Here is a 22,939-nt window from a genome sequence, read left to right as displayed (position 1 = left end):
TGGATGAAGATCCGAACCTACCGCTGAAAGTGGCTGCTGGAGCAGCGTGGGCCGCGCTGTGATTCTAGAGACTGTCCATTCCGGGCCAAGCGCCGCAAGCGGCTTTGGTGGTGGCTTCGGGGATCAGTTCTTTGGTCGGATCGCTGAGGGATTCTAGAACGGATTTCGTGCGTTCGCCTTCGCCTAGCTCTTTGAGAGCGTTGAGGAAAGCTTGGTAACGGAAGTCGTCCTTGAGTCCTGCATTTTCGACGCGATCCATGAAGGCGGCGATGTCGATCAGCTTGGAGCGTGCGTCCATGAAGTAGAGATCGACGACATTCTGTGGGGTTGCAGGCTTCATGCTATCGACTCTACGCAAGTCGAGGCCTGTTGCAAGTCGCGGACTGCATCGCTGAGTATTTTGATGCCCTTGTCCATGCTCTTGGGCGAAACGAGGGAGAAGTTGATGCGGATGCTGCAGCCTTGGTCGCACTTTTCGGTGAAGAAGGGGCTGCCGGGCATGAAGGCGACGCCTTTCTCGAGCGTTTTTTCCAGAGCGGCGTAGAGGTCGATCGACTGCTCGAGGTCGAGCCAGAAGAACATGCCGCCGGACGGGATTTCCCAGGTCGCGAGATCGGTGAAATGTTGGGCGAGGGCTTGCTGCATGGAGTCGCGCTTTTGGCGGTAGTGCTGGCAGAGGCCTTCGATTCGTTCGGCGCGTTCTGCTTCGTCGGCGAGCATGCTGGCCGCGATGAATTGGGCGGGGCGGTTGCTATGCAGGTCGGAGGCTTGCTTGAGCTTGAGAAGGTCGTCGTAGAGTTCGGGCGAGCAGGTGAGGCTGCCGAGGCGAAGGCCAGGTATTAGCGTTTTTGATACGCTAGCGAAGTAGATCCATGGGGCGGATTTGAGGAAGCTGGCTATGGGGGCGGGGGGAGCTTCGTCGTAGTAGATGTCGCGGTAAGGATCGTCCTCCATGAGGAGGGTGCCGTGCTGGTCGAGAACGGCGGCGATTTGCTGGCGTCGTTCGAGCGAGTAGCACTTGCCGGAGGGATTTTGGAACGTTGGGTTTAGGTAGACGGCGGGCGCTTGGGTTTCGGTGAGAAGACGATCGAGCGCTTGGGGGCAGATGCCGTCGGTGTCGACTGCGAGGGTGTGGAGCTCGGCTTCGAAGAGCGAGAACACTTGGATGGCAGCGAGGTAGGAGGGAGCCTCTAGGATGAGGGGCGTGCCGGGCTCGAGCAGGAGTTTGGCAGCGAGGTCGATGCCTTGCTGGGAGCCGGATGTGATGAGGGTGTTTTCGGGAGTGGCGGGAAGGCCGAGCGAATTGTTGCGTTCCGCGAGGATGGAGCGGAGCGAGTGCTCGCCTTCGGAGGGGCCGTACTGGTAGGCCGCGGGGGGGACTTCCGGAAGCTTAAGGTCTTGCCACAGGGTCGCGTCGGGAAGGCCGCCGGCGAAGGAGATGATTTCCTTGTCCTGGGTGCGGGAAAGGATGTCGCGAGCGACCGAGCCAGTCAGATGCTTGATGCGGCCTGCGAGACGAGCGGAAGTGGTGGACGGGGTTTTCATCCCCAATACTAGCAAAAGTCTTTAAATAACGGAAATATCAGTTTTTGTTGGGTTCGATATCAAAATTGTTATGGAAGTTCCGAGTCATAGGCAGGTGTTGGCGTTTCTGGAGGTGTGTCGCGATTTTCATTTCTCGATGGCGGCGGAGCGTTTGGGGGTGGCTCAACCTCAGTTGAGCCGAACGGTGCGTGAACTGGAGGAAATTGTGGGGACGAAGTTGTTTGTCCGGCAGGGGCGCCGGGTTTCGCTGAGCGCGGCGGGGGATGTCTTTTTGAAGGAGGTCTATCGTCTGCCGGCTATTCTTGCTCGCGCGGTTGAGGGAGCGCGAAGGGCTGCGGAGGGAGAGGAATCGGTTTTGCGATTGGGGTTCGTGGGTGCGTTGATGGGTGATCAGTTGCTGGCTGTGCTGGAGCTTTATCGTAAGGAGCATCCGGATACGCAGTTGAGCCTGGTGGATCTGGCTCCTGCGGATTTGTTGCGCCAGGTTGAGACTGGCGAAATCGATGGGGCGTTTTTGGGTGTGGAGCCGAAGTCGTTGCCGAGGGGAGTTGCGAGCTTTCAGTGGAAAGAGGAGCCGCTGTTGGTGTGCGTGCCGAGGGGGCATCGTTTGGCGGAGCGGAAGCGGTTGCGAATCGGAGACTTGGAGGGTGAGACGTTGGTGGTGCTGACGGGTTCGCTGGCTCCTTCGTATCGGGATTTCTTGGACGGACTCTTCGCCAAGGAGGGAGCTCGTATCGACTCGTTGCGGGAGACGAATGGCTCGGATGCAATCCTGAGCATGGTGGTAGCTGGGTGCGGGGTAGCTTTGTTGCCGAGATCTGCTTTGAAGGCGGCGGGGGATCGGGTCGCTGCGATTCCTGTTGTGGGAGCGGAAGCTAAGTTGAGGGAGGTTTTTCTGTACCGTCCGGCAGAGAGCGATCGCTTGGGGGCGATGCTGAGTTTGCTGAAAGGGTGAAGCTCTAGGGATGGGGTTGAGTGGCTGGGGATTCTTCGCCTTTGAACATTCGGGCGAAGGATTCGCGATCCTCTTCGCTTAGGGCTCGGCGGTTTTCGAACGCGGCGTGGCCGGCCTGGTTGATCTCATTCAGGTTCAGGCCCCAGAGCGGATTGATTGAATTCGGGATGGCGGAGTAGCGGAGGTCGGTGATGAAGTTTGGCTCGTCGGGGAGGGCGGCTAGGTAGCCTTCTGAAAAGTGATTGAAGCGAGTGAGGTCGCTTGCGAGAGGGGAGTCTTCGGGGTGGTTGGCAAGGGCGGACTCGAGGTCGTAGGCAGGAAGGTGAGCGCCTTCGTAGATTTGGGGTTTTCCGAGTTTTGCGACTCGGATGGCATCGACGTAATAGGTGTTGTCGTGGAGATAGACGCTACGCCAGACGATGAGGTTCGCGATGGATGGTTTGACGGTGCGGCGCGTGGCTGAGTCGTGCCCACGACTTTCGATGATAAGGTCGAGTTGAGCTTTGGCTCTGGTGTGTTGAATGAAGCCAAGTGATAGGTAGCAGATTGCGAAGGCGAGGGCTGCTTGTCCGAACTGTGGCTTTTTTCTGAATACGGCGATGCAGATGAGAATGACGATGGGGAGGGTGAAGATGGGATCGATGATCGAGATGATGCTCCATGATACTCTCAGATCGGAAAATGGCCAGAGAAGCTGGGTGCCGTAGCTCGTGCAGGCGTCGAGTAGACCGGCGGTGGCGTATCCGGATGTGCAGTACAGGTAGAGTTCTGCTGGCTTGATCTTTTTGCGGAAAAAGTAGAAGAGGAGCAGGGCTGCAATGAGTCCGCCAACGGGGATGAAGAGCAAGGAGTGGCTGAAATGGCGGTGGTATTCTATATTTAGGAGCGGATCTGACGCGGATTTGATAAGTATGTCGGCGTCGGCGAGCATGCCTCCGACGGCACCGGCGAACGCTGCTATGCGGGCATGCGGGGATTTTGAAATGGAAAGGGCGGCGACTGCTCCTAGGGCTCCTTGGCTGATTGGGTCCACCCGGGAAAGCTGAAGGCTGAAGGGTAAAGGGTGAAGAAGAAAAGCGGGCGTCGGAAACTAAATGGCAGCCTCCCCGAGGAGGCTGCCGCTTCGTATGTGTTGTGTGAAAATTGATTTTAGGCGTCTTCTTTGCCCATGCGTTTTTTGGCGAGGAGTCGGAAGCCGATGATGGCGAAGGCTCCGAGGAATCCGATGTATTGGGTGGAGTCTGGGACTTGCTGAACGGAGATTCGAGCGATCTGATCGTCTACGTATAGACTGTCTGAGAGGTTCCCTCCTACTGCTAGACCTCTTCCGCTAAATTCGTTAAGTCCGCTTTGTCCGAGAAGCTGAACCGAGCCCATTGTCTCTGTACTGGTGCCCATGAGGGAGGATAGGGGAGCGCCTAGGAAGTCGTTTTGCTCTGTACCCGCATCCCAGATGTCGGAGCCGAACAAGTCGATTTGGAAGCCGTGTTTGAAGTTTCCGAATACATCGAAGAGTTCGTACTGGGTCGGATTTGGGTTTCCGAAAAATGCGTCGTTCGACGGCAGGAGCATTGAGGCGAAGCTCAGGTAGCGATTCGAGAGCGAGTCCAAGGTGGTGGTAAAGTAAGCGGACTCTCCAGGTGAAAAGAGAACGGGTGGTCCTCCGGCTTCGCTTGCGTCGTCGGCTAGAACATGGTTTTTGATCCCGGCCGCATCAGCGTCGTTCACCAGTCCGTCGACCACTCCACCTTCGGCGATGTCTTCGATCGGCCCTGGGGCTGTGAGTCCGGCGTCGAAAGTGTCGAAAGATCCATTGTGGAATCCAAAGAAAACGGGAGTAAACCAGAGTCCGTCTGTTTGGCTGACGTTTTCGACTTTAACCTTTACGGTGATGGCGTGGGCGCTGGCTCCGGCAAGGCAGAAAGCGGCGACGATACCGCGGAGCGCGGCACGGGTAAGGGAATTTTTATGTGTGTGCATTTTTAGATTCTGAGACGAGTTGTTTCAGATCGATCTTGAAGGAGGGCTTTGTTGCCCGGCGCCGATGATGAGAGAAGGCGGATGGTGGATTTATTCCCGGAGAGTTTAGTTTTTCTTAGGATAGAATTTTGTAGGCTCTCTTTGGATACTGTATCAAGAGGTTGTGTATCCGATGTTTAGAGACGAAAAAGGCATGACCCGAATAGATCGGATCATGCCTTGGGAAAGTTGTTGGATTGTTTGGTGTCCTAGTTGAAGGACGCCAGCTCTGATTGGGGGATTCGGCGGTTTGAGCTGGGAGCTGGAGCGGTCGTTTTTCGGGCTGGTGTTTTGTTTGGCTCCTCTTGGCCGTGAACTAGTTCGTGGAGGTTTGCGATCGACTGGGTGATTTTGACTGCTTGGGAATCTACGTCGCTTGATGCGGATGCGACTTCTTCGGCCCCGGACGCGTTTTGCTGGGTGATGTGGCTGATCTGATTGATGGCGGAAGTGATTTGTTTGAGGCCTTCCGTTTGTTGGTGGGAGGCGTCGTTGACCTCGCGCATGATTTCGGAGACGCGGTCGGTCTTTTTCTTTAGTTCGCTGAAGCCGGCGTTGGTTTGATCGACGGACTCGGTGCCGACGGCGATCTTCTGGATGTTTTGGTCGAGCAGGCCGGAGGTGTCTTGGGCTGCCTGGGCGGCGCGGGCGGCGAGGTTGCGAACTTCGTCTGCGACGATGGCGAATCCGGCGCCTGCTTCTCCAGCTCGGGCGGCTTCGACGGCGGCATTGAGGGCGAGGATGTTGGTTTGGAAAGCGATTTCGTCGATGGTCTTGATGATGTTTTTGGTCTCGTCGCTAGCGGCGGAGATCTCGTTCATCGCTTCACTGAGGGCGGTGAGCTTGGAATTGGCGTCGTCGACGATGAGGTTGGCGGATTGAACTTCATGGAGGGCCCTCGCGACGCTTTCGGAGTTTTGAGCGGTCATGGAATTGAGCTGCTCGGTGGACGAGGAGGTTTCTTCGACGTTCGCTGCCTGTTCGGAGGAACCGTCGGCGAGGGATTGTGAGCTATCTAGCAATGCTCCGGCCGAGTCGCGGGTAACTTGCACGGTTTTATCTAGTTGCTCGGTGATTGAAATGAGGGGATTGGCGATGCGTTTTGAGAGGCTCCATGCCATGAAGCCGGCCACGAGCAGACAAGCGATGGATATTACGACCGACTCGCGGCTGAGGGCTTGGAAGCCAGCCATGGCCTCTTCTTCGTTGACGCGGACGAGGATGTTCCAGTCGAGGCCTTTGTAACCCATGGCCCCATCCGAGTGGGCGTATCCGGCGACTTGGTTGATCTTCTTGCGGGCGTGGAAGGAGAGCATGGCGCCTTGTTTGCCAGCGACGGCGGCTTGGGCGGCTTGGACTCCTTTTTCGGCGAGATTGAGCTTGAGGATGACGGAGGAGTCGGGGTTGGCTTCGATCTGGCCTTCGTTGAGGTGCGGATCGAGATCGATAACTACGCGTCCTTGGCTATCCAGAAGTGTGATCTCGGAAGTTTTGTAGCCGATTTTTGCGAGGTTTCGGTATGTATCCTCGATGATGTCTTTTAGGAGCTGGATCGAAACGCGATTTGTCCAGACACCGATGGTGCTTCCGTTGGTATCCTTGATGGGGGTGGAATAGCTGATGGCGAGGCCGTCACCTCCGATCGCGCGCTTCACGAGAGGGTCGGCGTGTACGTCTTCGACGACAGTGCCGTCTGTGCCGTTTCCGGTGAGGAAGTTGCCGCTAACGGCGTTGCGGAACCAAGCTTCGTTTTTGAAATTCTTTTGGTAGACCCAGCTGTTGTCGGTGGGGCGTCCGTCGGCGTCGAGAGTGTTGGCAGCGATCGGGTTTCCGTCGAGGTCGACGGCGATCATGATGGAGTAGATGTCGTAGAGGTCCATGTAGGCGTTCATGGCTCGGATTACTCCATTTTCTGACGCTTTCGTTTTACCCCACTGGTCGCGATCGAGGAGGACTTCGTTGGCTGCGAAGGCTTGGGCATCGCCGTAGCGTTCGAAGAGGTTGCGCTCGACAATGTCGATGGTGCTGATGGCGTATTCGCCGAAAGAGTTGAGGAGGTCCTTTTCGATCTTTGAGGCATTTACCCCAGTTCTCCAAATCAGGAGAGAGAGCGGCCCGACCGCTATAAGAAGGCTGAAGATGAGGAGGCGTGTCTTGAGAGGTCGTTTGGTGCTGGTCATGTCTAATGGGGTAATCGACCCTGGGCACGTAGGAGCTGAACTCTAGGTAGTTTATTTGCATTTCTTTGACGTTTGCTGGGGGAGTCTTCCTCAGCATTTGAACAGGTGGAACTCCTTGGGGAGGGATCTTTGAGAGTGCGACCTAGGGAAACTCTCGTGTGCTTTTCAGATTGATTAGGTGAGGGGCGGTACTTCTTATGCCTGCATGAATTCGAGCCCCGAGACTTCGAACGACAAATCAGCGTTGCCCGACGAGCGTGGGCGTTTTGGCCAATTTGGCGGCAGCTACGTGCCTGAAACCTTGGTTACCGCCTTGGAGGACCTGACCAAGGAGTACGAAATCGCGAAGGAGGACCCGGAGTTCCAGAAAGAGTTGGCTTACTATCTTAAGGAGTTTGCGGGACGTCCGACCGGCTTGTACTTTGCAGAGAATCTGACGAAGGAGCTTGGGGGAGCAAAAATCTACCTGAAGCGTGAAGACCTGCTCCACACGGGGGCGCACAAGATCAACAATGCGATCGGTCAGGCTTTGCTCGCGAAACGCATGGGGAAGAAGCGTGTGATTGCGGAAACGGGAGCGGGGCAGCATGGGGTAGCGACAGCGACAGTGTGTGCTCATTTCGGTCTCGAGTGTGTGGTCTACATGGGGGCGGTCGACATGGAGCGTCAGAAGCTGAACGTCTTCCGTATGGAGCTTTGCGGAGCGGAGGTGCGTGGAGTCGAGAGTGGTCAAAAGACGCTCAAGGACGCCGTCAATGAAGCGATGCGCGATTGGGTAACCAATGTTCGCGATACGCACTACATCCTAGGTTCAGCTCTCGGAGCCCATCCGTACCCGATGATGGTGCGCGATTTTCACAAGGTGATCGGCGAGGAGACACGCAAAGAGATCTTGGAGAAGGAAGGGCGTTTGCCGGACGAGCTCGTGGCATGTGTCGGTGGCGGGAGCAATGCGATCGGCTTGTTCTACGATTTTCTTGATGAGGAGGGGATTCGCATGGTTGGTGTCGAAGCGGGTGGTCATGGAATCAAGCTCGGCCAGCATGCTGCCCGTTTCGAAGGCGGCCGCTTGGGGGTTTTGCAGGGATCCAAGACTTACATCCTGCAGGATCCGGATGGTCAGATCGAGTTGACTCATTCGATCTCCGCTGGACTCGATTATGCGGCGATTGGTCCGGAGCATGCCTACTATCGTGATACAGGGCGTATCGATTACGCGTACGCGACGGATGAGGATGTATTGGAAGCCTTTAAGACCTTGAGCCGTACGGAAGGAATCATTCCCGCTCTCGAGTCGAGTCACGCTCTCGCTTACGTGCTCAAGCGAGCTCCTGAGATGAGCAAGGACGATATACTTGTAATGAGTCTGAGTGGTCGCGGTGATAAGGACGTGAACCAAGTCGCCAAAATGTTCGGCGCTGACGTTTAATTTTTTTGCCCACTAAGATCACTAAGGAACACTAAGAATTATTTGATATGCTGTTTCTTCGTGAAACTTCGTGGGGGAAATTTATTGTATTATGAAAAGCATGACTGGATTTGGCCGCTGCGAGTTGGCGGAAGATGGGGTTGTCGTTTCGCTGCGCGTGAGTTCGGTGAATCGCAAGAACCTGGAGGTCATGTGTTCGCTTCCGAAGGAGTTGCAGCAGCTTGAGCGCGGCGTTCAAGAACGTGTTCGCAAGGTGGCAGCTCGCGGACGTTTTCAATTTTCCTTGGAAGTGCGTCAAGATGGTGCGGTAGGCGGTGGGCTGCCCAGTGATGAGCAGATAGACGCTGCGATCGATCGTTTAAAGGCGGTCGCTGAACGCCATGGAGCTCCTTTTTCTGTGGACGCGGATCTGCTTGTTCAGATTTCGCGCCTTTTGGAAGGCGAGGAGGCGGGATTACCGGAAAAGACTGCAGAAGCTCTCCTGCTTAAGGCGGTGGATACAGCGCTCGAAGAGCTCGTAGCCATGCGTGAGAAAGAAGGTGCTGCCCTCAAAGCGGATCTTGAGTCACGTCGTGAAAAATTGGAGACACTCGTTTCTCAAGTGAAGGAGCACGCTCCTGGCATGGTCGAGAAGTACCGGGAAAACTTGCTCGCCCGCCTAGAGCAAGGCGGCTTGGAGCTCGACGTGAACGATGAACGCGTTTTGCGAGAGATCGCATTGTTTGCTGACCGTTGCGATATCTCGGAAGAGATTACACGGCTGGATAGCCACCTTGAGCAATTCTCCCAATTGATAGAAAAAGGCGAGCCGGTTGGTCGTCCTCTGGAATTCCTTTTGCAAGAGGTTGGTCGCGAGATCAACACGACTGGCAGCAAGGCGAGTTCCATCGAAGTCTCTCGCCTTGTGCTTGAAATGAAGAATGAACTGGAGCGCGTTCGCGAGCAAGTCGCCAACGTCGAATAAGTCTCGAGGAGTCCATCGACGAGAGAAAGTGGCCCTGAATGGGAAGGGCTTGGCGGTGTGAAGGCGAGATGTGCACAATCAAAGTTCGAACATAAATTGTGCGACATGAACCAAAGGGCGACCGCGAAAAGCGCAACGTTGCGTATTTCGCGGTCGGCAGAAGGCGAGGATCCATTGGAGTTCGCGATTTGCCGAAGGTAGTCTAAAGTACCCTCTGCTCGACTTCCTCTTTGTCCGACCGATGTGGAGTCCGAACTTTTGGCGGCTTGTCCTGAAGAGCGCAATATCGCTGACCGGGCTCAAACGCTCGTCTTGAGGACAAGCCGCTTGACCTGCGAATCGCTGCTTACCCTGTGAAATGGGGATGTTGGGGATTCGGTAAAGTGGGTGGAGGTCGGCTTGGGGCTTGGGGTGGGGCTTTCCTTTAACTGCCAAACTCGCTGAAAGATTTTCTTTTTGTATTGGCGAGTATCACCGAGCGGCAGGGGCTTACATGGGATGTTCTCGCGTACCGAGGCGAAGCCGGTTGGCGACCTTGAACGTTCGACAGAATAAACGCTCCGACTCTTGGTTTGAGAAAGTCTCCTGTATCCAGATTATGAGGGTGCTGTGTGACTGGTTGCAGGAAGTGGCTGCTGCGCCTTGCTCGGGGGGGAGTGCTTACTGCTCTTCTTTTTCTTCGATCGCTTCCGTTGGTTGAGCTTCCTTTGTTTGGCGGAAGGAGAACCAGATGTAGAGGACTACGCCAACGGTGATGCCGGAGTCGGCAATGTTGAAGCTGGGGAAATGGTAGTCGCCAAACTGGAAATCCAGGAAATCTATGACTTTTTGGATACGGACACGGTCGATCAGATTGCCGATGATTCCACCGATGATCATTCCGTAACCGAGCTGGATCTTTGGTTTGTCGAGCTCGAGTTGTTTTCTGAACAGGTAGAGAAAACCGAGGGCGAGGAACCCGACTGTGGCGAGTGGCCAAGTATGGCCGGAGAACATCGACCAAGCCGCTCCTGTATTGGTGACATGTACGATGTGGAAGAAGCCGCTGATGATGTCGATGCGATCAGGCTCCCAGAAGGTTCCTTCTGGTAAGGTTGCAACCACCCATAGTTTGGTGGCTTGATCGAGAAACAAAACGGCTGCTGCCAGAATCAGCAGCAGCCTGTATTTGGAAAATCTAGACACGTGGTGTGTTTAGTTGTCGTCGTCGTCTGATCCGTAGTTGAGGGAGTCTTCAGAGGACGCGTCAGCGAATACGCCGCCACCTTGGTTGCGAACGCGGAAGGTGTTCTTCTCGATTTGCTCCTGGGTCTTGATGGAGTAGCGAGTGAATGGTACCGCCATGAGACGCTCGTCGCGGATTCGCTTGCCGGTCATTTCGCAGATGCCGTAAGTGCCGTCGAAGATGCGGTCGATAGCGGCTTCGATTTCCTGCAGGGCGTCTTGCTCGGAGGATACCATGCTGAGCGCGAAGTCGCGGTCGAAGGTGTCGGTTCCGGCGTCTGCCATGTGCTGCGAGTAGCCGGAGAGGTCGCCTGCGTCGTCCTTGCTGGAGCGCTTGAGGGTTTCTTCGGCGTGGGCGTTGAGACCGTGCTTTACGTGGTCGCGGAGACCGATGAGCAGGTCGTAGAATTTCTTGAGATCCGCAGGGACGTCTTTTTCGTCGCGCTTCTTGGTCTCAGGAGTGGATGCGCCAGGATCGAAACCGAGGATGTCGGCGAGGGAGGCTGCTCCGAAGCTTTGCTTTTCTTTTTTAGCTTCTGCTTCTTCCAGCGCTTTGCGCGCTGCTTCCTTCGCTTCGAGGTCGGCGTTGTTTTGTGAGTCCTCTTCGGTGCGCGTGCTTGCTACGGCGAGGGCATCATCCAATGAGAATCCGCTAGCCGCTGATTTCTTCTTAGCGGTTACCTTCTTTGTGGCTTTCTTTTTGGCGGGGGTGTCTTTTTCGGGCATAGTTTTTAATCAGGCGTTTTTTAAGGCTTCAGCACAGCGTGAGCAGAGCTCGGTGTTTTCTGTACCGTTTGAAAGTTGGGGTTCCCATCTCCAGCAGCGTGGACAGCGGCCGCCAGTGGCTTTGGTGGCTGCGACGGACAATTCCGATGCGGATTGGTCCGTGAGTTCGATTCTGGAGATGATGAAAAGTTCCTCGAGAGCATGCTCGTAGCGTTGCAGGCGCTGGAAATCCTCTGCATCGGGATTTCCGGCGATGGAAACATACGCATCAAGTGAGCGTCCGATTTCACCGGCTGAGCGCAGAGTTTCGAGTTTCTCATTTACCTTATCTCGGAAGGCAAAGAGCTCGATGAAGTCATTTGCGAGATTTTCGTCCTGCCATTCCTTCGCTTCGCTCGGCCAATCTTGCAGGACAAGGGCGTCTTCAGTGAAGTCTTCCCCGGCGGTAAAGTAGGACCAGGCCTCGTCTGCGGTGAAGGGCATTATTGGGCCCAGGATGCGGACGAAGGTCTTGAAGATGTGGTAGAACGCGGTCTGAGACGAGCGACGCAAGCTGTGGTCAGGTGCCAAAGTGTACAGACGATCCTTGAGGATGTCGTGGTACAAGGAGGAGAGGGTGACCGATGCGAATTGGTTGCAGAGCTGGAAGACCTTGTGGAACTCGTAGTTGTCGTAGGCCTTTTCAGTCGCGGCGGCGAGTTCGCCAACCTTGTGCACTGCCCATCGGTCGAGCTCGTGGAGTTCGTCGATTGGGAGAGCGTGCTTCTCGTAGTCGAAATCGAAGAGATTCGAGATCTGGAAACGGAGGGTGTTGCGGAAAAGGCGGTAGGCGTTTCCGACTCCGCTCAGGATGTTGTCGGAGATGCCGACGTCGTTTCGGAAATCGGTTGAAGCGATCCAGAGACGCACCACATCGGAACCAAACTTGTCCATGTAGTGCATGAGCGTCATCGCTCCATCGCTTTTGGAAAGCTTGGATCCGTCTTCGTTTACGAGGAAGCCGTGAGTGAGGATGCTCTTGTAGGGAGCTTGGCCAGCGCGGATTACTCCAGTCCAGAGAGAGGATTGGAACCAACCGCGGTGCTGGTCGCTGCCTTCTAGATAGAGGTCACATGGCCAGGCGAGGTCGTCGTTGTCTTTGAGGACGGCGAAGTGGCTCGTTCCGGAGTCGATCCAAACGTCGAGCGTGTCGGTGCCGGCCTTGAGTGTCTTGCCCTGCCAGCTTTCTGGTAGCTCGATACCTTCGAGGAGTTCCTCGGCCGTAGAGGTGTACCAGAGGTTTGTGCCGGCGGTGGCGACTTTGTCAGCGATGGCTTTGATGACGCCGGCGTCCATGTAGGCTTCGCCTTCGTCGTCGTAAAATGCTGGGATGGGCACGCCCCATGAGCGCTGGCGGCTGATGCACCAGTCAGGGCGAGCTTCCACGTTGGCAGTGATGCGCTTTTCGCCCCAGTCGGGGATCCACTTGACGTCTTTGATCGATTCGAGCGCGGAGGCGCGTTTGCCCTCCTTGTCGATGGCGACGAACCATTGGTCGACAGCTCGGAAAATGACAGGAGTCTTCGAGCGCCAGCAGTGTGGGTAGCTGTGCTTGTAGTTTACCTTCTTGAGAAGGGCTCCGGATTCGGCGAGGGCTTTGAGGACCTTGCCGTTGGCTGGCACCCAGCCTTTTTCTTCGAGAACGGATTCGCCTACGAGGAAATCAGGGACTTGGCCATCGTCGTCGTACTTACCCTCGTCGTTGACTGGGCAGTAGATATCGAGGCCGTACTTGAGTCCGGTCATATAGTCCTCCTGGCCGTGCCCCGGGGCGGTGTGAACACAGCCGGTACCGGATTCGGTGGTGACGTAGTCGGCGAGAACGATCGGGCTCGCTCGGTCGATAAACGGGTGGCGAGATTCGACGTTTTCGAGTTCCTCTCCCTTGATCTCCTTTACGATCTTCCAGTCCTCGAGACCGAGATCTGATGCGAATTGCTCTGCTAGATCCTTGGCTACGAGATGGACCGCATCACCCGCTTCGAGGAATGCGTAGGTGAGGCGAGGGTGGACTGCGACGGCGAGATTGGCCGGGATGGTCCAAGGAGTGGTCGTCCAGATGACGACGGAAAGTGGTTTTTCGATGCCGAACTGCTCTTTCGATGGGATGTCGAAAGCGACCCAGATGGAAGGAGAGGTGTGTTCCTTGTATTCGATTTCGGCTTCGGCGAGCGCTGTGGCGCAAGGGATGGACCAGTAGACTGGCTTCTTGCTGCGGTAGACGAGGTCTTGGTCGACGAAGGAAGCGAGCGTGCGAAGGATTTCCGCTTCGTAGGCTGGTTTCTTGGTCTTGTACTCGTTTTCCCAGTCGGCGAGAACGCCGAGGCGCTTGAACTGGGAGCGTTGGATGTCGATCCAGTGCTCGGAGAATGCGTCGCACTTGTCGCGGAGTTCCGCGGTTGGGAGGTCTTTGCCTTCGGCTTGTAGCTCCTTGGTTACCTTGTGCTCGATCGGGAGTCCGTGGCAGTCCCAGCCGGGGAGGTAGGGGGTGCGGAAGCCTTGGGAGGCTTTGTAGCGCAGGACGATTTCCTTGAGCGTCTTGTTCAGCGCGTGGCCGAGGTGGAGCTCTCCATTTGTAAATGGGGGACCATCGTGGAGGATGAAGGCTGGTTTACCGGCGTTCTTATCCTGCAGCTTTTGATACAGCCCGATCTTTTCCCAATGCTCGACTCTGGATGGTTCTCGTTTTCCGAGATTCGCCCTCATCGGGAAGGCTGTCTTGGGAAGGTTCAGGGTATCTTTATAGTTATCTGACATGCCCGTTTTTAAGAATGCGCGGATACTGGGGACGGGGTGTCACGTGTCAAGAAAGGAGCAGCGGTGAATGTTTCAGTGGGAAAACGATGATGTTTTTCTAGCTAAAAACCTGATGCTGAACGGATGCTTTGGAAAAGTTGGTGGGTATTTTCTGGCACGATCCGGTCTGTGACGATGGATGGAGCGAAATTTGGCTCGATATCGATGTGAAGCCCGTCCTCTCGGCCGGGAGGGATGAAATCGTCTACAAAGTCCATGGCGCCGCGGTGGCGTAGCCAGTGGTAGTAGCGGTCAACGTCCTCGCTTGCGATGAGGATGTCGGTCTCGAGTCTCATGCTGCAAAGCAGGGTGAGATCTCGGAAGGATGTGATCCAAGTCGGTGGATTCAGCAATTCGTCGCGGATAATGATGATCATAATAGGCGCGATTTGCCGGAGGGCGTCGCGCCGGGGTTAGCATAGCCTTAACTGCGCCAGTTGGGTAGGGCGTGACCGCCGGGCACGCCGTTAAGTGGGCTCCTGCAATGCGGCTCGCCCGGCGGTCGAGCCCTACCTTCGTGCATTAATTTGGGCCTGCGTTCAGCTCTAGGGAGATTGGGTTTGCTTTCTCTGGAGGGATTTGCCCAATGTGCTGCCCTTTTTGACCAAGAGCTATGAAACGTACACATCATTGCGGCCAACTTCGCGCTAGCGACGTTGGAAAATCGGTATCGCTGATCGGTTGGGTGGATTCCATCCGCGATCACGGCGGCATTCTCTTTATTGATCTAAGAGACCGCGAAGGCCTGACTCAGGTTAAGGCCAATCCGAATAGCGATGACGCGAATTTCAACGAGGCGATCAACAGCCTCAAGCCGGAGTCAGTCGTCGAATTCCACGGTGAAGTGGAAGCTCGCGCCGAAGGTACTGTTAACGACAAGATGCCGACCGGCGAGATCGAGGTGCAGGTGCTAGAGGTTGTTGTTCACAACATTTCCGAGACACCGCCATTCCCGATCGACGACGAAAAGGGTGACAAGGTGAACGAGGACATGCGTCTTCGCTATCGTTACCTCGACCTGCGTCGCAACAAGATGAATAAGGTCGTGCGCATGCGTCACGACACCACTCGTGCGATCCGTGACTACATGGACACGAACGGTTTCATCGATGTTGAGACACCTATTCTATTTAAGAGTACTCCGGAAGGGGCTCGCGAGTATCTCGTGCCGAGCCGTATTAATCCGGGCGAGTTCTATGCGCTTCCTCAGTCTCCTCAGCAGTTCAAGCAAATGCTGATGGTCGCTGGTGTAGAGCGTTACTACCAGATCGCTCGCTGTTTCCGTGACGAGGACCTTCGTGCGGACCGTCAGATGGAGTTCACCCAGCTCGATATCGAGATTTCGTTCATCGATCGCGAGGACATGTACTCTCTGATGGAAGGTTTGATGAAGCAGATCTGGAAGGATGTGCTCGATATTGATCTTCCAACGCCGTTCCCGCGCATGTCTTTCAATGACGCGATGAACCGTTACGGCGTGGACAAGCCAGATACGCGTTTCGATCTTGAGATCCAGGACTTCTCTGAGGAGTTCGCGAATTCTTCCTTCAAGGTGTTCCAGGCGACCGTTGCCAAGGGTGGAGTCGTCAAGGCTTTCAAGGCACCGACTCTCGCTGACGTAACCCAAGGCGAAATGCGTTCTCTCGAGGAGGCTGCCAAGTCTCTTGGAGCCAAGGGACTCGCCTTTATTAAGGTTGCAGCGGGTGGCGAGTGGAAGTCGCCGATCGTGAAGTTCTTCTCCGAAGAAGAGAAGGCAGCTCTCAATGAGCGTCTCTCTCTAGAAGAAGGAGACATCGTTTTCTTCGCAGCTTCCGAGTGGGAGCAGGCGTGTGCGATCCTCGGCCGCATCCGTTTGGAGTGTGCTCAGCTTCTGCAGAAGCGTGGACGCCTCGAGATTCCGGAAGACCAGTTCAATTTCCTTTGGGTAATCGACTTCCCGCTCATGTCTTACGATGAAGAGCGTGGTGGTTACGCGGCGACGCACCATCCATTCACCGCTCCAGTTGCGGAGGATGTTGAGTTCCTCGATAGCGATCCGAAGAAGGTTCGTGGTCAGCACTACGATCTCGTACTCAATGGCGTTGAGCTCGGCGGTGGTTCGATTCGTATTCATCAGACCGCAGTCCAGAAGAAAGTCTTCGAAGACGTGCTTAAGATTCCTGCGGACGTCGTCCAGGAGCGTTTCGGCTATATGCTAGAAGCGTTCAAGTACGGTGCACCTCCACATGGAGGCATTGCCTTCGGTCTCGACCGTCTCGTTATGATCCTCGCTGGCCTCAAGAGCATCCGCGACGTGATTGCCTTCCCGAAAACGCAGAAGGGCCAATGTCTCATGACCGACAGTCCGACGCCTGTAACGGAAAAGCAGCTCAAGGATCTGCATATCGACACCACTGTTTTGGCAGACGAAGAAGAGTAAGCTCTTCATTAAAATCTATTTCCGAGAGGGCCGCTCAAAATCGAGCGGCTCTTTTTTGTGCTCGGTTACATTTGAGCGCAGGGGCAGCGGCCGTGAGATAGCGAGATCTACCTAGATCACTGCTAACCACAAATTTTTTTCATGGATCTCTAGAGGGGAGCCAATGATTTCTTTGAGAAAGTTACTCATTGGCATGCTGGTTGCTGAATGCCGCCCGGTCGTTGATCTGCATGAAGCAGCGTCAATTCCTGAATAACAACTGATAGATCCTAATGAAAAACCTCCTTCGTTTAACACCTGGAATCTTGCTCTTCGCGCTGGTTGCGATGGCAGGTCTAGATAGCGCCTCGGTATTCGCTGACGACTACAAGGCCGACTACGACGCGCTTATTGAAGCCCAAGGCGAGTACGCATACGCCTTCGACTTCTTCACAGTGTCCATGCTTTGGACAGTGATCGCTGCGGCCATGGTCTTCATCATGCACCTCGGCTTCGCGACTCTTGAAGCTGGTCTGACTCAGTCCAAGAACACCGTAAACATCCTCTTTAAGAACGTTTGGATCATCTCAATCGGTCTGATCACTTACGCTCTGCTCGGTTTCAACACTCACTACCCGATCGATTCGTGGCAGATCCCAGGTTGGCTCGGAATCAACGGCCCAATCGGCGACCTCAACGCTGACGGCGCTGACACCTTCGGTTACGGTGGTCTCGGCCTCGCGATGACTGGTTACGGTGACTTCATCTTCCAGGCGATGTTCGCGGCGACTGCGGCAACAATCGTATCTGGTGCGGTTGCTGAGCGCGTTAAGCTCACCTCTTTCATGGTTTACTCCACAATCCTCGTTGCCTTCGGTTACACCATCGCTGGTTCTTGGCACTGGGGTGGCGGCTGGCTCTCCACTCTCGGTGGTGGCGACGCAGCTTTCTACGACTTCGCTGGTTCAACAGTAGTACACGGCTTCGGTGGTGCAGCAGCGCTCGCAGCTGTTATGATCCTCGGCCCTCGTAAGGGCAAGTACACCAAGGATGGCAAGATCAAGCCAATCCTCGGTCACAGCATGCCTCTCGCAGCAGTTGGTGTATTCCTCCTCTTCTTCGGATGGTTCGGATTCAACGGTGGTTCTGTTCTCTCTGCGAACCCAGGTCCACTCGGTCTCGTATTCACAACTACAGCGCTCGCAGCTGCAGCCGGTGGTATCTCTTCCATCATCATCTCTTGGGTTGTTCTCAAGAAGCCAGACCTCTCCATGGCCCTCAATGGTCTCTTGGCTGGTCTCGTAAGTATCACAGCTGGTGCTGACTCAGTTTCCGCTTTCGATTCCATCATCATGGGTGCAATCGGCGGTGTGATCGTTGTTTTCTCCATCCTCTTCTTCGACAAGATCAAGATCGACGATCCAGTCGGTGCGATCTCTGTTCACGGTGTAGTTGGTATCTGGGGTACGCTCGCAGTTGCTTTCTTCGGCGGTGCAAGCTTCTCCTCACAGCTCATCGGTGTGATCGGTGTATACGCTTTCGCCTTCATCTTCTCCTTCGCTCTCTTCTTCATCATCAAGCTTGTGATGGGAGTGCGCGTTTCCGAAGAGGAAGAATTCGAAGGTCTCGACATCGGGGAGCATGGTCAGGAAGCCTATCCAGACTTCTCCATCACTTCCCGCTAAGGGAGTCATGTAAGGTTAAGAAGGACATTTACTTGCATAAAGTAACTCAATCCGTACTAAACACCTAACCCTCAAAGTTATTTCCCTATGAAATTAGTTGTAGCCATTATCAAGCCCTTCAAGTTGGAAGAGGTTAAGGAAGCTCTCTCGGAAATCGGCATCGAAGGCATGACCGTTACTGAGGTAAAGGGTTTCGGACGCCAAAAGGGTCACACTGAAATCTACCGCGGCAGCGAGTATACAGTGGACTTCCTTCCAAAGGTTAAGATCGAGATCGCTGTTCCAGACGATGTCGTCTCTAAGGCTGCGGAAGCTATCGTTAAGTCTGCCAAGACTGGCAAGATCGGCGACGGCAAGGTCTTCGTGGTACCTCTCGAAGAAGCGATCCGTATCCGTACTGACGAAGCTGGCGACTCCGCCCTCTAGTTTAAGCCAAACGGTTTATTCCTTTCTAGCCGGCCTTCCCGAAATGGGAGGCCGGTTTTTTTGTGTTTTACCCTCTGTTCTTCCGAGTGCGGCACGTGACTGAGGAGCAGGGCAGGCTGCCCCTCTTTCGGCGAAAGCCACGTTTGAGTGTATGCGGGACTCTTCGAAGGTAGCCGCCGGTGGTTTTCGACTTCCAAAGGGAGGGTAGGTGCCTGTTTGGGGGTGATGGCTACTGCCAAGCGGTTCGAACTAGGCTTTACGCCTGCTTAGCTCTAGGCTCTTCTGTCGTCGCTTCGATGCCTTTGACGCGATCTCGGAGCAGTCGGATATCTTGTGGGAGCTCGAGACCGGCGTGGGATTCGAGGGCTTCGAGGACGAAGATGTTGGCTCGGAGACGTTCGCACTCGTGGTCCTTGTTGGCGATGCGGCTGCGTCGAATCGATTCGCCGGCGCGTACAGCGAGGTTGAGGGCGATTTGCTGGTCGCGGGTAAGGGGGGAGGCTTCGATGACGAGCTCCTTGGCTTCACGAGAGATGTTATCGAAGAGTTCCTTCAGATGCTTGCGGAGCTCTTCGCCGCAGAGTTTGTCCTGCTCTGGAGAGTAGTAGGCGATCGCTTTCTTGAAGGTGTTTGGGTGGATGACTGAAACGTATTGCACGGTATTGACGTGCTGAATGAAGCGGAAAATGCGGAGGGAGTTGGGCAACTCGGCAAGCATGAGCACCATGTAGAGCACGTAGAACACGGTGAGGAGCAGCTTCGCTCCAATCAGAAGCGATACGGCCAATAGCAGTATGTTTAGGAAGAGTCCGGTGTAGAGAACGATAATAGCCAAGACGCAGCGATCGAATTGGCGGGCGAAAGGGACGGGGAAGGGCTTGAGGACCTTCAGGTCATAGTAGCGAGCTGGTACATCGCCGTAGACGATTCCGAGCAAGTAGAGGATGAGGGGGATGAATAGCATGGGCCATAGCCATCCGCCTGTTTCGTTGATCCCTCCGCGGTAGTATTCGAAAAGCGTGCCTAGAAAAAGGGCTCCCACTCCTAGCAGCATCCCTTTTTTCCAGGGTGTGATAGGGATTGGATCTGGCTTTGGTGGGACGCTTTGCGACATGGGGGGTGATTAACCTATGTGGGCATGTTCGAATGCCGAAGCTCTTTCAAGCAGAACTTAAGCTGACAGCTTAATCGTTTCAAGTCGCTGACTCGCCTGAGGCGATTTTGCGAATCCTCCGCTAAGCGGTGGATGGTGGACGGGAAGGGACTGATTCGCTGCGCTCAGGGCTTCGCCCCAAACCTTCAGTTTGCCCATCTTCGCTTCGCTCCGTCGAACCCGTTTGGGTATCTCGTCCCTTGGAACGCTCCTATTGCTATTACTAAGCGGCGTGCCATCCAGAGCTTTATGCAGTGGATGGTGGACGGGAAGGGACTCGAACCCCCGACCTACTGGGTGTAAACCAGTTGCTCTAACCAACTGAGCTACCCGTCCGATGGGAAAGGCCGCAAATAAGAATCTGCTCGCGCCCCTTGGCAAGGCAAAATTTGAGGAAATTTCGGATCGGGGAAACATGCTCCTTGCATGAGAGGAACCGCTCGGCTAAGAAGGCGCCCTTTTTCCAAAATCCATCTGTCATGAGACACACCATCTCCGTCCTCGTAGAAAACAAATTCGGCGTCCTCGCGCGAATCGCCGGCCTCTTTAGCGGCCGCGGTTTCAACATCGACACCCTCAACGTGGCTCCGACCCACGATCCTGAGCTTTCCCGTGTGACTGCTGTGGTGCGTGGTGACGACGCTGTGCTCGACCAGATCACAAAGCAGCTCAAGAAGCTGATCAATGTGGTTGAGGTGCACGACTTCAAGCGTGGGCAGGCTGTCTCTCGCGAGCTTGTTATGGTAAAGTTGCAGACGGATTCGAAGAACCGCTCTGAAATCATCCAGATCTGTGAGCTCTTCCGTGCCAAGATTATCAGCGTGAATCACGACGATGTGGTTGCTGAGATCACAGGTGATGAAGGCAAGATCACTGCGTTCCTCAACCTCGTGAAGGATTTCGGTATCATCGAGCTCGGTCGTACTGGTAACCTCGCTATGGAGCGCTAAGCTGCGGCTTCGCTTTTAGCTCCCGTATTTTTTAAGATGATCAAGCCCGCTCGGGAGTACGTCATCGCGACACGTAAAAGCCCTTTGGCGATGGCTCAGACCCATCTCGCCAAAGAGCTTTTCGAACGCGGAATGCCAGATTCCATTTTCCGTATCGAGAAGATGGTGACTACTGGAGACAAACGCCAAGAGTGGTCGCTAGAAAAGCAAGGTGGCAAAGGACTCTTTACCAAAGAGCTCGAAGACGCCCTCTTGGAGAAGCGAGCGGATTTCGCGGTGCATAGCGCGAAGGACCTGCCTTCGGAAATGCCTGCAGGTTTGGCTCTTGCTGGATTTCTGCCGCGTCAGACTTGCGAGGATGTCTTGGTGGTGCGCGAAGGCGTCGAAGAGCCTAAGCTGATTGCGACGGGGAGTCCGCGTCGCCGGATCCAGTTGCGTTATCTTTTTCCGCAAGCTGAGTTTACTGAGATTCGTGGAAATGTGGATACGCGTCTCAACAAGATCGCTCGAGGTGATGCGGATGCGACAGTGCTGGCTTCGGCTGGTTTGAATCGTCTCGGAATAGAATCCTGGGAAGGAGTGACGTTCCGCACGCTCACCCTTGACGAATGTGTCCCTGCGGTGGGACAGGCGGCGGTCGCTATCCAATGCCGTGAGGAAGACGTGGATACGTTCCGTGCTCACTTGGATGAGGAGACGGCGATTGCCGTGAATCTCGAACGAGCCTTTCTGGAAGAATTGGGTGGAGGTTGTCAGGTCGCGTTCGCGGTGAATTATGTCGATGGCAAGCTCCGCATCTACCACAAGCAATGCGGCAAGGAGACAAAGGAGCTTCCGCAGGAATACGTGGCTAGCCACTATCAGATGCTCGCCAAGAATCTGATCGAGCAGCTGGAACTGAAAGATGCCTAAAGGAATCGTCTATCTCGTAGGGGCGGGGCCGGGCAATCCCGAGCTCCTCACCGTGCGAGCCAAACGTTTGATCGAGACTGCGGAGGTCTTGGTTTACGATTACCTTGTCCATCCGGCGTTCACTCACATTTTGCCCGCGGATTGCGAGCAAATCTGCGTTGGCAAACGCAAGGGGTTCCACTCGAAAAAGCAGGAAGAGATTCAAGAGATCCTACTTGCTAAGGCCAATGAGGGAAAGCGTGTTGTCCGTTTGAAGGGAGGAGACCCGTTTATGTTTGGCCGTGGGGGCGAGGAGGCTCAGGCTCTCGCTGACGCTGGGATTGAGTTTGAGGTGATCCCCGGAATTACTTCGGCGATGGGGGCTTCGGCCTTCAGCGGAATTCCGCTGACTCACCGAAATACGAACGCGACGCTCGTGTTCGTAACCGGCCACGAGGATCCGGAAAAACTGGATACGACGGTTGAGTGGGAGAATCTGCCCAAGGAAAACTCCACGATTTGCGTCTACATGGGAGTCGGGAACTTGGACCGGATTGCTTCCCGTCTGGTTGAAAGTGGTTTTTCTGAAGAAACCCCGGTTGCTTGCGTGGAATGGGCGACGATGGGGCATCAGCGGGTGTGTCGTGGAAACCTGAGTACGATTTCTGAGGTCGCGAAATCTTTTAAGTTAAAGGCTCCGGCCATCATTATTGTAGGAGAGACTGCTGCTATGAGCGAAGATTTGTCATGGTTTGAAAAGAAGCCGCTGCAGGGGCGTAAGCTGGTTGTGACGCGTAGCCAAGGGCAGGCGAGCGAGTTGAGCTCGATGCTGGAGAAGCTGGGAGCGGAAGTGATTGGCCTGCCTCTTATTTCCATTACCGGAAACGTGGAGCCGCAGACGGCGGAGGATGTTTTTTCTGAGATCGCTTCCTATGACTGGGTCGTGTTTTCGAGCCCGAACGGGGTTCGGTATTTCTTTGAGGCTTTCTTCAAGAAATTTGAAGACATTCGTTCGCTTGGGTTCTTGCGCATCGCGGCGGTTGGCAAATCGACCGCTAAGGAGATTAAGAAATATTACGTGACGACGGACCTGATCCCGGAGCAGGCGAATGCCGAGAGCCTGGCGGAGGCGTTGGTGGCGACCGATAGCTTGGACAGCGCGAAGGTCCTGGTAGTCGCTGGAAACCTCGGTCGAGATGTTCTTCTCGATAAGCTTGAAGAGGCCCGCGCGATTGTTGACCGCTTCGAGGTCTACAAGACAGAGCAGACTGATTTGAGCGAAAACCCGGCTGCCAAGATGTTCCGTGATCAAGGAGCGGATGGAATTCTCTTCACCAGCTCGTCCGGTGTTCGTTCGTTTATCGATCAAGCCAAACACCTGCAGCTTGCGGGTGAGGCGGTGCGTCCAAAAACGATCAGTATTGGACCGATCACCTCTGCCACAATGCAGCAAATCGGGATGCCGGTTGACCTAGAGGCGAAAGAAGCGAGTTTGGATAGCCTTGTCGAAGCGGTGGTTAAGCGTTTCGGTAAGTAAGTTTATGATTTGTGGGAGCGTG

19 protein-coding genes and 1 tRNA gene are annotated in these 22,939 nt (G+C 55.0%); 9 read left to right on the top strand and 11 right to left on the bottom strand.

Annotated features, from left to right (window positions below):
* Positions 1-64: 64 nt before the first annotated feature.
* A complete protein-coding gene (locus tag JIN87_RS24250; protein ID WP_200358501.1) occupies positions 65-340 on the bottom strand; it encodes a hypothetical protein in 276 nt (91 codons plus the stop codon).
* On the bottom strand, positions 337-1,545 hold the full coding sequence (locus JIN87_RS24245; RefSeq protein WP_200358499.1) for an aminotransferase-like domain-containing protein: 1,209 nt from the start codon (positions 1,543-1,545) through the stop codon (positions 337-339). Before JIN87_RS24245 ends, JIN87_RS24250 begins: the two co-directional genes overlap by 4 nt.
* A gap of 70 nt (positions 1,546-1,615) precedes the next feature.
* Here JIN87_RS24245 and JIN87_RS24240 point away from each other — a divergent pair, with 70 nt between their 5' ends.
* A complete protein-coding gene (locus JIN87_RS24240; RefSeq protein ID WP_200358497.1) occupies positions 1,616-2,500 on the top strand; it encodes a LysR substrate-binding domain-containing protein in 885 nt (294 codons plus the stop codon).
* Between the two features lie 4 nt (positions 2,501-2,504).
* Here the strand turns inward: JIN87_RS24240 and JIN87_RS24235 are convergent, their stop codons facing one another.
* The 3 genes from JIN87_RS24235 to JIN87_RS28405 all read right to left on the bottom strand — a co-directional run bounded on the left by JIN87_RS24235 (position 2,505) and on the right by JIN87_RS28405 (position 6,699).
* Positions 2,505-3,533, bottom strand: a complete 1,029-nt coding sequence (locus tag JIN87_RS24235; protein ID WP_200358495.1) for a metal-dependent hydrolase — start codon at positions 3,531-3,533, stop codon at positions 2,505-2,507.
* Between the two features lie 116 nt (positions 3,534-3,649).
* Entirely contained in the window at positions 3,650-4,480 is an 831-nt protein-coding gene (locus JIN87_RS24230; protein WP_200358493.1) for a spondin domain-containing protein, read from the bottom strand.
* A gap of 248 nt (positions 4,481-4,728) precedes the next feature.
* A complete protein-coding gene (locus JIN87_RS28405; protein WP_234033591.1) occupies positions 4,729-6,699 on the bottom strand; it encodes a methyl-accepting chemotaxis protein in 1,971 nt (656 codons plus the stop codon).
* 205 nt (positions 6,700-6,904) lie between these two features.
* On the opposite strand from JIN87_RS28405, the gene trpB reads away from it, so the two are divergent.
* Together trpB and JIN87_RS24215 are read left to right on the top strand one after the other, a co-directional pair.
* Positions 6,905-8,128, top strand: coding sequence for a tryptophan synthase subunit beta (trpB, locus tag JIN87_RS24220; protein WP_200358491.1), 1,224 nt, complete (start codon positions 6,905-6,907; stop codon positions 8,126-8,128).
* A 91-nt stretch (positions 8,129-8,219) separates the two neighbouring features.
* Entirely contained in the window at positions 8,220-9,092 is an 873-nt protein-coding gene (locus tag JIN87_RS24215; protein WP_200358489.1) for a YicC/YloC family endoribonuclease, read from the top strand.
* 660 nt (positions 9,093-9,752) lie between these two features.
* On the opposite strand, the gene lspA is transcribed toward JIN87_RS24215, so the two are convergent.
* The 4 genes from lspA to JIN87_RS24195 all read right to left on the bottom strand — a co-directional run bounded on the left by lspA (position 9,753) and on the right by JIN87_RS24195 (position 14,254).
* A complete protein-coding gene (lspA, locus tag JIN87_RS24210; protein WP_200358487.1) occupies positions 9,753-10,277 on the bottom strand; it encodes a signal peptidase II in 525 nt (174 codons plus the stop codon).
* A 9-nt stretch (positions 10,278-10,286) separates the two neighbouring features.
* On the bottom strand, positions 10,287-11,042 hold the full coding sequence (locus JIN87_RS24205; RefSeq protein WP_200358485.1) for a TraR/DksA family transcriptional regulator: 756 nt from the start codon (positions 11,040-11,042) through the stop codon (positions 10,287-10,289).
* A 9-nt stretch (positions 11,043-11,051) separates the two neighbouring features.
* A complete protein-coding gene (gene ileS / locus JIN87_RS24200; RefSeq protein WP_200358483.1) occupies positions 11,052-13,838 on the bottom strand; it encodes an isoleucine--tRNA ligase in 2,787 nt (928 codons plus the stop codon).
* A gap of 101 nt (positions 13,839-13,939) precedes the next feature.
* A complete protein-coding gene (locus JIN87_RS24195) occupies positions 13,940-14,254 on the bottom strand; it encodes a hypothetical protein (RefSeq protein WP_200358481.1) in 315 nt (104 codons plus the stop codon).
* A 236-nt stretch (positions 14,255-14,490) separates the two neighbouring features.
* Between JIN87_RS24195 and aspS the strand changes: the two genes are divergently transcribed.
* From aspS to JIN87_RS24180, 3 genes are all read left to right on the top strand, one after another.
* Positions 14,491-16,296 carry an aspartate--tRNA ligase gene (aspS, locus tag JIN87_RS24190; RefSeq protein ID WP_200358479.1) on the top strand — a complete coding sequence of 602 codons (1,806 nt, stop codon included), beginning with the start codon at positions 14,491-14,493 and terminating at the stop codon, positions 16,294-16,296.
* 272 nt (positions 16,297-16,568) lie between these two features.
* Complete coding sequence (locus JIN87_RS24185; RefSeq protein ID WP_200358477.1) at positions 16,569-17,960, top strand: ammonium transporter; 1,392 nt, start codon at positions 16,569-16,571, stop codon at positions 17,958-17,960.
* An 87-nt stretch (positions 17,961-18,047) separates the two neighbouring features.
* Positions 18,048-18,386: a P-II family nitrogen regulator gene (locus tag JIN87_RS24180; RefSeq protein ID WP_200358475.1), complete on the top strand. Its 339-nt coding sequence runs from the start codon at positions 18,048-18,050 to the stop codon at positions 18,384-18,386.
* Between the two features lie 256 nt (positions 18,387-18,642).
* Here JIN87_RS24180 and JIN87_RS24175 read toward each other — a convergent pair whose 3' ends face one another.
* Positions 18,643-19,500: a hypothetical protein gene (locus JIN87_RS24175; RefSeq protein ID WP_200358473.1), complete on the bottom strand. Its 858-nt coding sequence runs from the start codon at positions 19,498-19,500 to the stop codon at positions 18,643-18,645.
* Between the two features lie 298 nt (positions 19,501-19,798).
* Positions 19,799-19,875, bottom strand: a tRNA-Val gene (locus JIN87_RS24170).
* 143 nt (positions 19,876-20,018) lie between these two features.
* Between JIN87_RS24170 and ilvN the strand changes: the two genes are divergently transcribed.
* The 3 genes from ilvN to cobA are packed head-to-tail and all read left to right on the top strand — an operon-like array spanning position 20,019 to position 22,917.
* Positions 20,019-20,489 (top strand): acetolactate synthase small subunit, encoded by a 471-nt coding sequence (gene ilvN / locus JIN87_RS24165; RefSeq protein ID WP_200358471.1) that lies wholly within the window; start codon positions 20,019-20,021, stop codon positions 20,487-20,489.
* 36 nt (positions 20,490-20,525) lie between these two features.
* Positions 20,526-21,401 (top strand): hydroxymethylbilane synthase, encoded by an 876-nt coding sequence (hemC, locus tag JIN87_RS24160; protein WP_200358462.1) that lies wholly within the window; start codon positions 20,526-20,528, stop codon positions 21,399-21,401.
* The gene (gene cobA, locus JIN87_RS24155) at positions 21,394-22,917 is read left to right on the top strand and encodes a uroporphyrinogen-III C-methyltransferase (RefSeq protein ID WP_200358460.1); all 1,524 of its coding nucleotides are present in this window, start codon (positions 21,394-21,396) and stop codon (positions 22,915-22,917) included. Before hemC ends, cobA begins: the two co-directional genes overlap by 8 nt.
* Positions 22,918-22,939: the final 22 nt, after the last annotated feature.

It is taken from the genome of Pelagicoccus mobilis, from assembly GCF_016595505.1.
Taxonomy (GTDB): domain Bacteria; phylum Verrucomicrobiota; class Verrucomicrobiia; order Opitutales; family Opitutaceae; genus Pelagicoccus; species Pelagicoccus mobilis.
The sequence above is the reverse complement of the archived record's forward strand: the minus strand, read 5'-3'. Positions and strand labels throughout refer to the sequence as shown.

Excerpts from the sequence above, each read along its gene's own strand:
- JIN87_RS24250 (WP_200358501.1), bottom strand. The coding sequence starts at position 340 with ATGAAGCCTGCAACCCCACAGAATGTCGTCGATCTCTACTTCATGGAC.
- JIN87_RS24245 (WP_200358499.1), bottom strand. The coding sequence starts at position 1,545 with ATGAAAACCCCGTCCACCACTTCCGCTCGTCTCGCAGGCCGCATCAAG.
- JIN87_RS24240 (WP_200358497.1), top strand. The coding sequence starts at position 1,616 with ATGGAAGTTCCGAGTCATAGGCAGGTGTTGGCGTTTCTGGAGGTGTGT.
- JIN87_RS24230 (WP_200358493.1), bottom strand. The coding sequence starts at position 4,480 with ATGCACACACATAAAAATTCCCTTACCCGTGCCGCGCTCCGCGGTATC.
- JIN87_RS28405 (WP_234033591.1), bottom strand. The coding sequence starts at position 6,699 with ATGACCAGCACCAAACGACCTCTCAAGACACGCCTCCTCATCTTCAGC.
- trpB (WP_200358491.1), top strand. The coding sequence starts at position 6,905 with ATGAATTCGAGCCCCGAGACTTCGAACGACAAATCAGCGTTGCCCGAC.
- JIN87_RS24215 (WP_200358489.1), top strand. The coding sequence starts at position 8,220 with ATGAAAAGCATGACTGGATTTGGCCGCTGCGAGTTGGCGGAAGATGGG.
- JIN87_RS24205 (WP_200358485.1), bottom strand. The coding sequence starts at position 11,042 with ATGCCCGAAAAAGACACCCCCGCCAAAAAGAAAGCCACAAAGAAGGTA.
- ileS (WP_200358483.1), bottom strand. The coding sequence starts at position 13,838 with ATGTCAGATAACTATAAAGATACCCTGAACCTTCCCAAGACAGCCTTC.
- JIN87_RS24195 (WP_200358481.1), bottom strand. The coding sequence starts at position 14,254 with ATGATCATCATTATCCGCGACGAATTGCTGAATCCACCGACTTGGATC.
- aspS (WP_200358479.1), top strand. The coding sequence starts at position 14,491 with ATGAAACGTACACATCATTGCGGCCAACTTCGCGCTAGCGACGTTGGA.
- JIN87_RS24185 (WP_200358477.1), top strand. The coding sequence starts at position 16,569 with ATGAAAAACCTCCTTCGTTTAACACCTGGAATCTTGCTCTTCGCGCTG.
- JIN87_RS24180 (WP_200358475.1), top strand. The coding sequence starts at position 18,048 with ATGAAATTAGTTGTAGCCATTATCAAGCCCTTCAAGTTGGAAGAGGTT.
- JIN87_RS24175 (WP_200358473.1), bottom strand. The coding sequence starts at position 19,500 with ATGTCGCAAAGCGTCCCACCAAAGCCAGATCCAATCCCTATCACACCC.
- ilvN (WP_200358471.1), top strand. The coding sequence starts at position 20,019 with ATGAGACACACCATCTCCGTCCTCGTAGAAAACAAATTCGGCGTCCTC.
- hemC (WP_200358462.1), top strand. The coding sequence starts at position 20,526 with ATGATCAAGCCCGCTCGGGAGTACGTCATCGCGACACGTAAAAGCCCT.
- cobA (WP_200358460.1), top strand. The coding sequence starts at position 21,394 with ATGCCTAAAGGAATCGTCTATCTCGTAGGGGCGGGGCCGGGCAATCCC.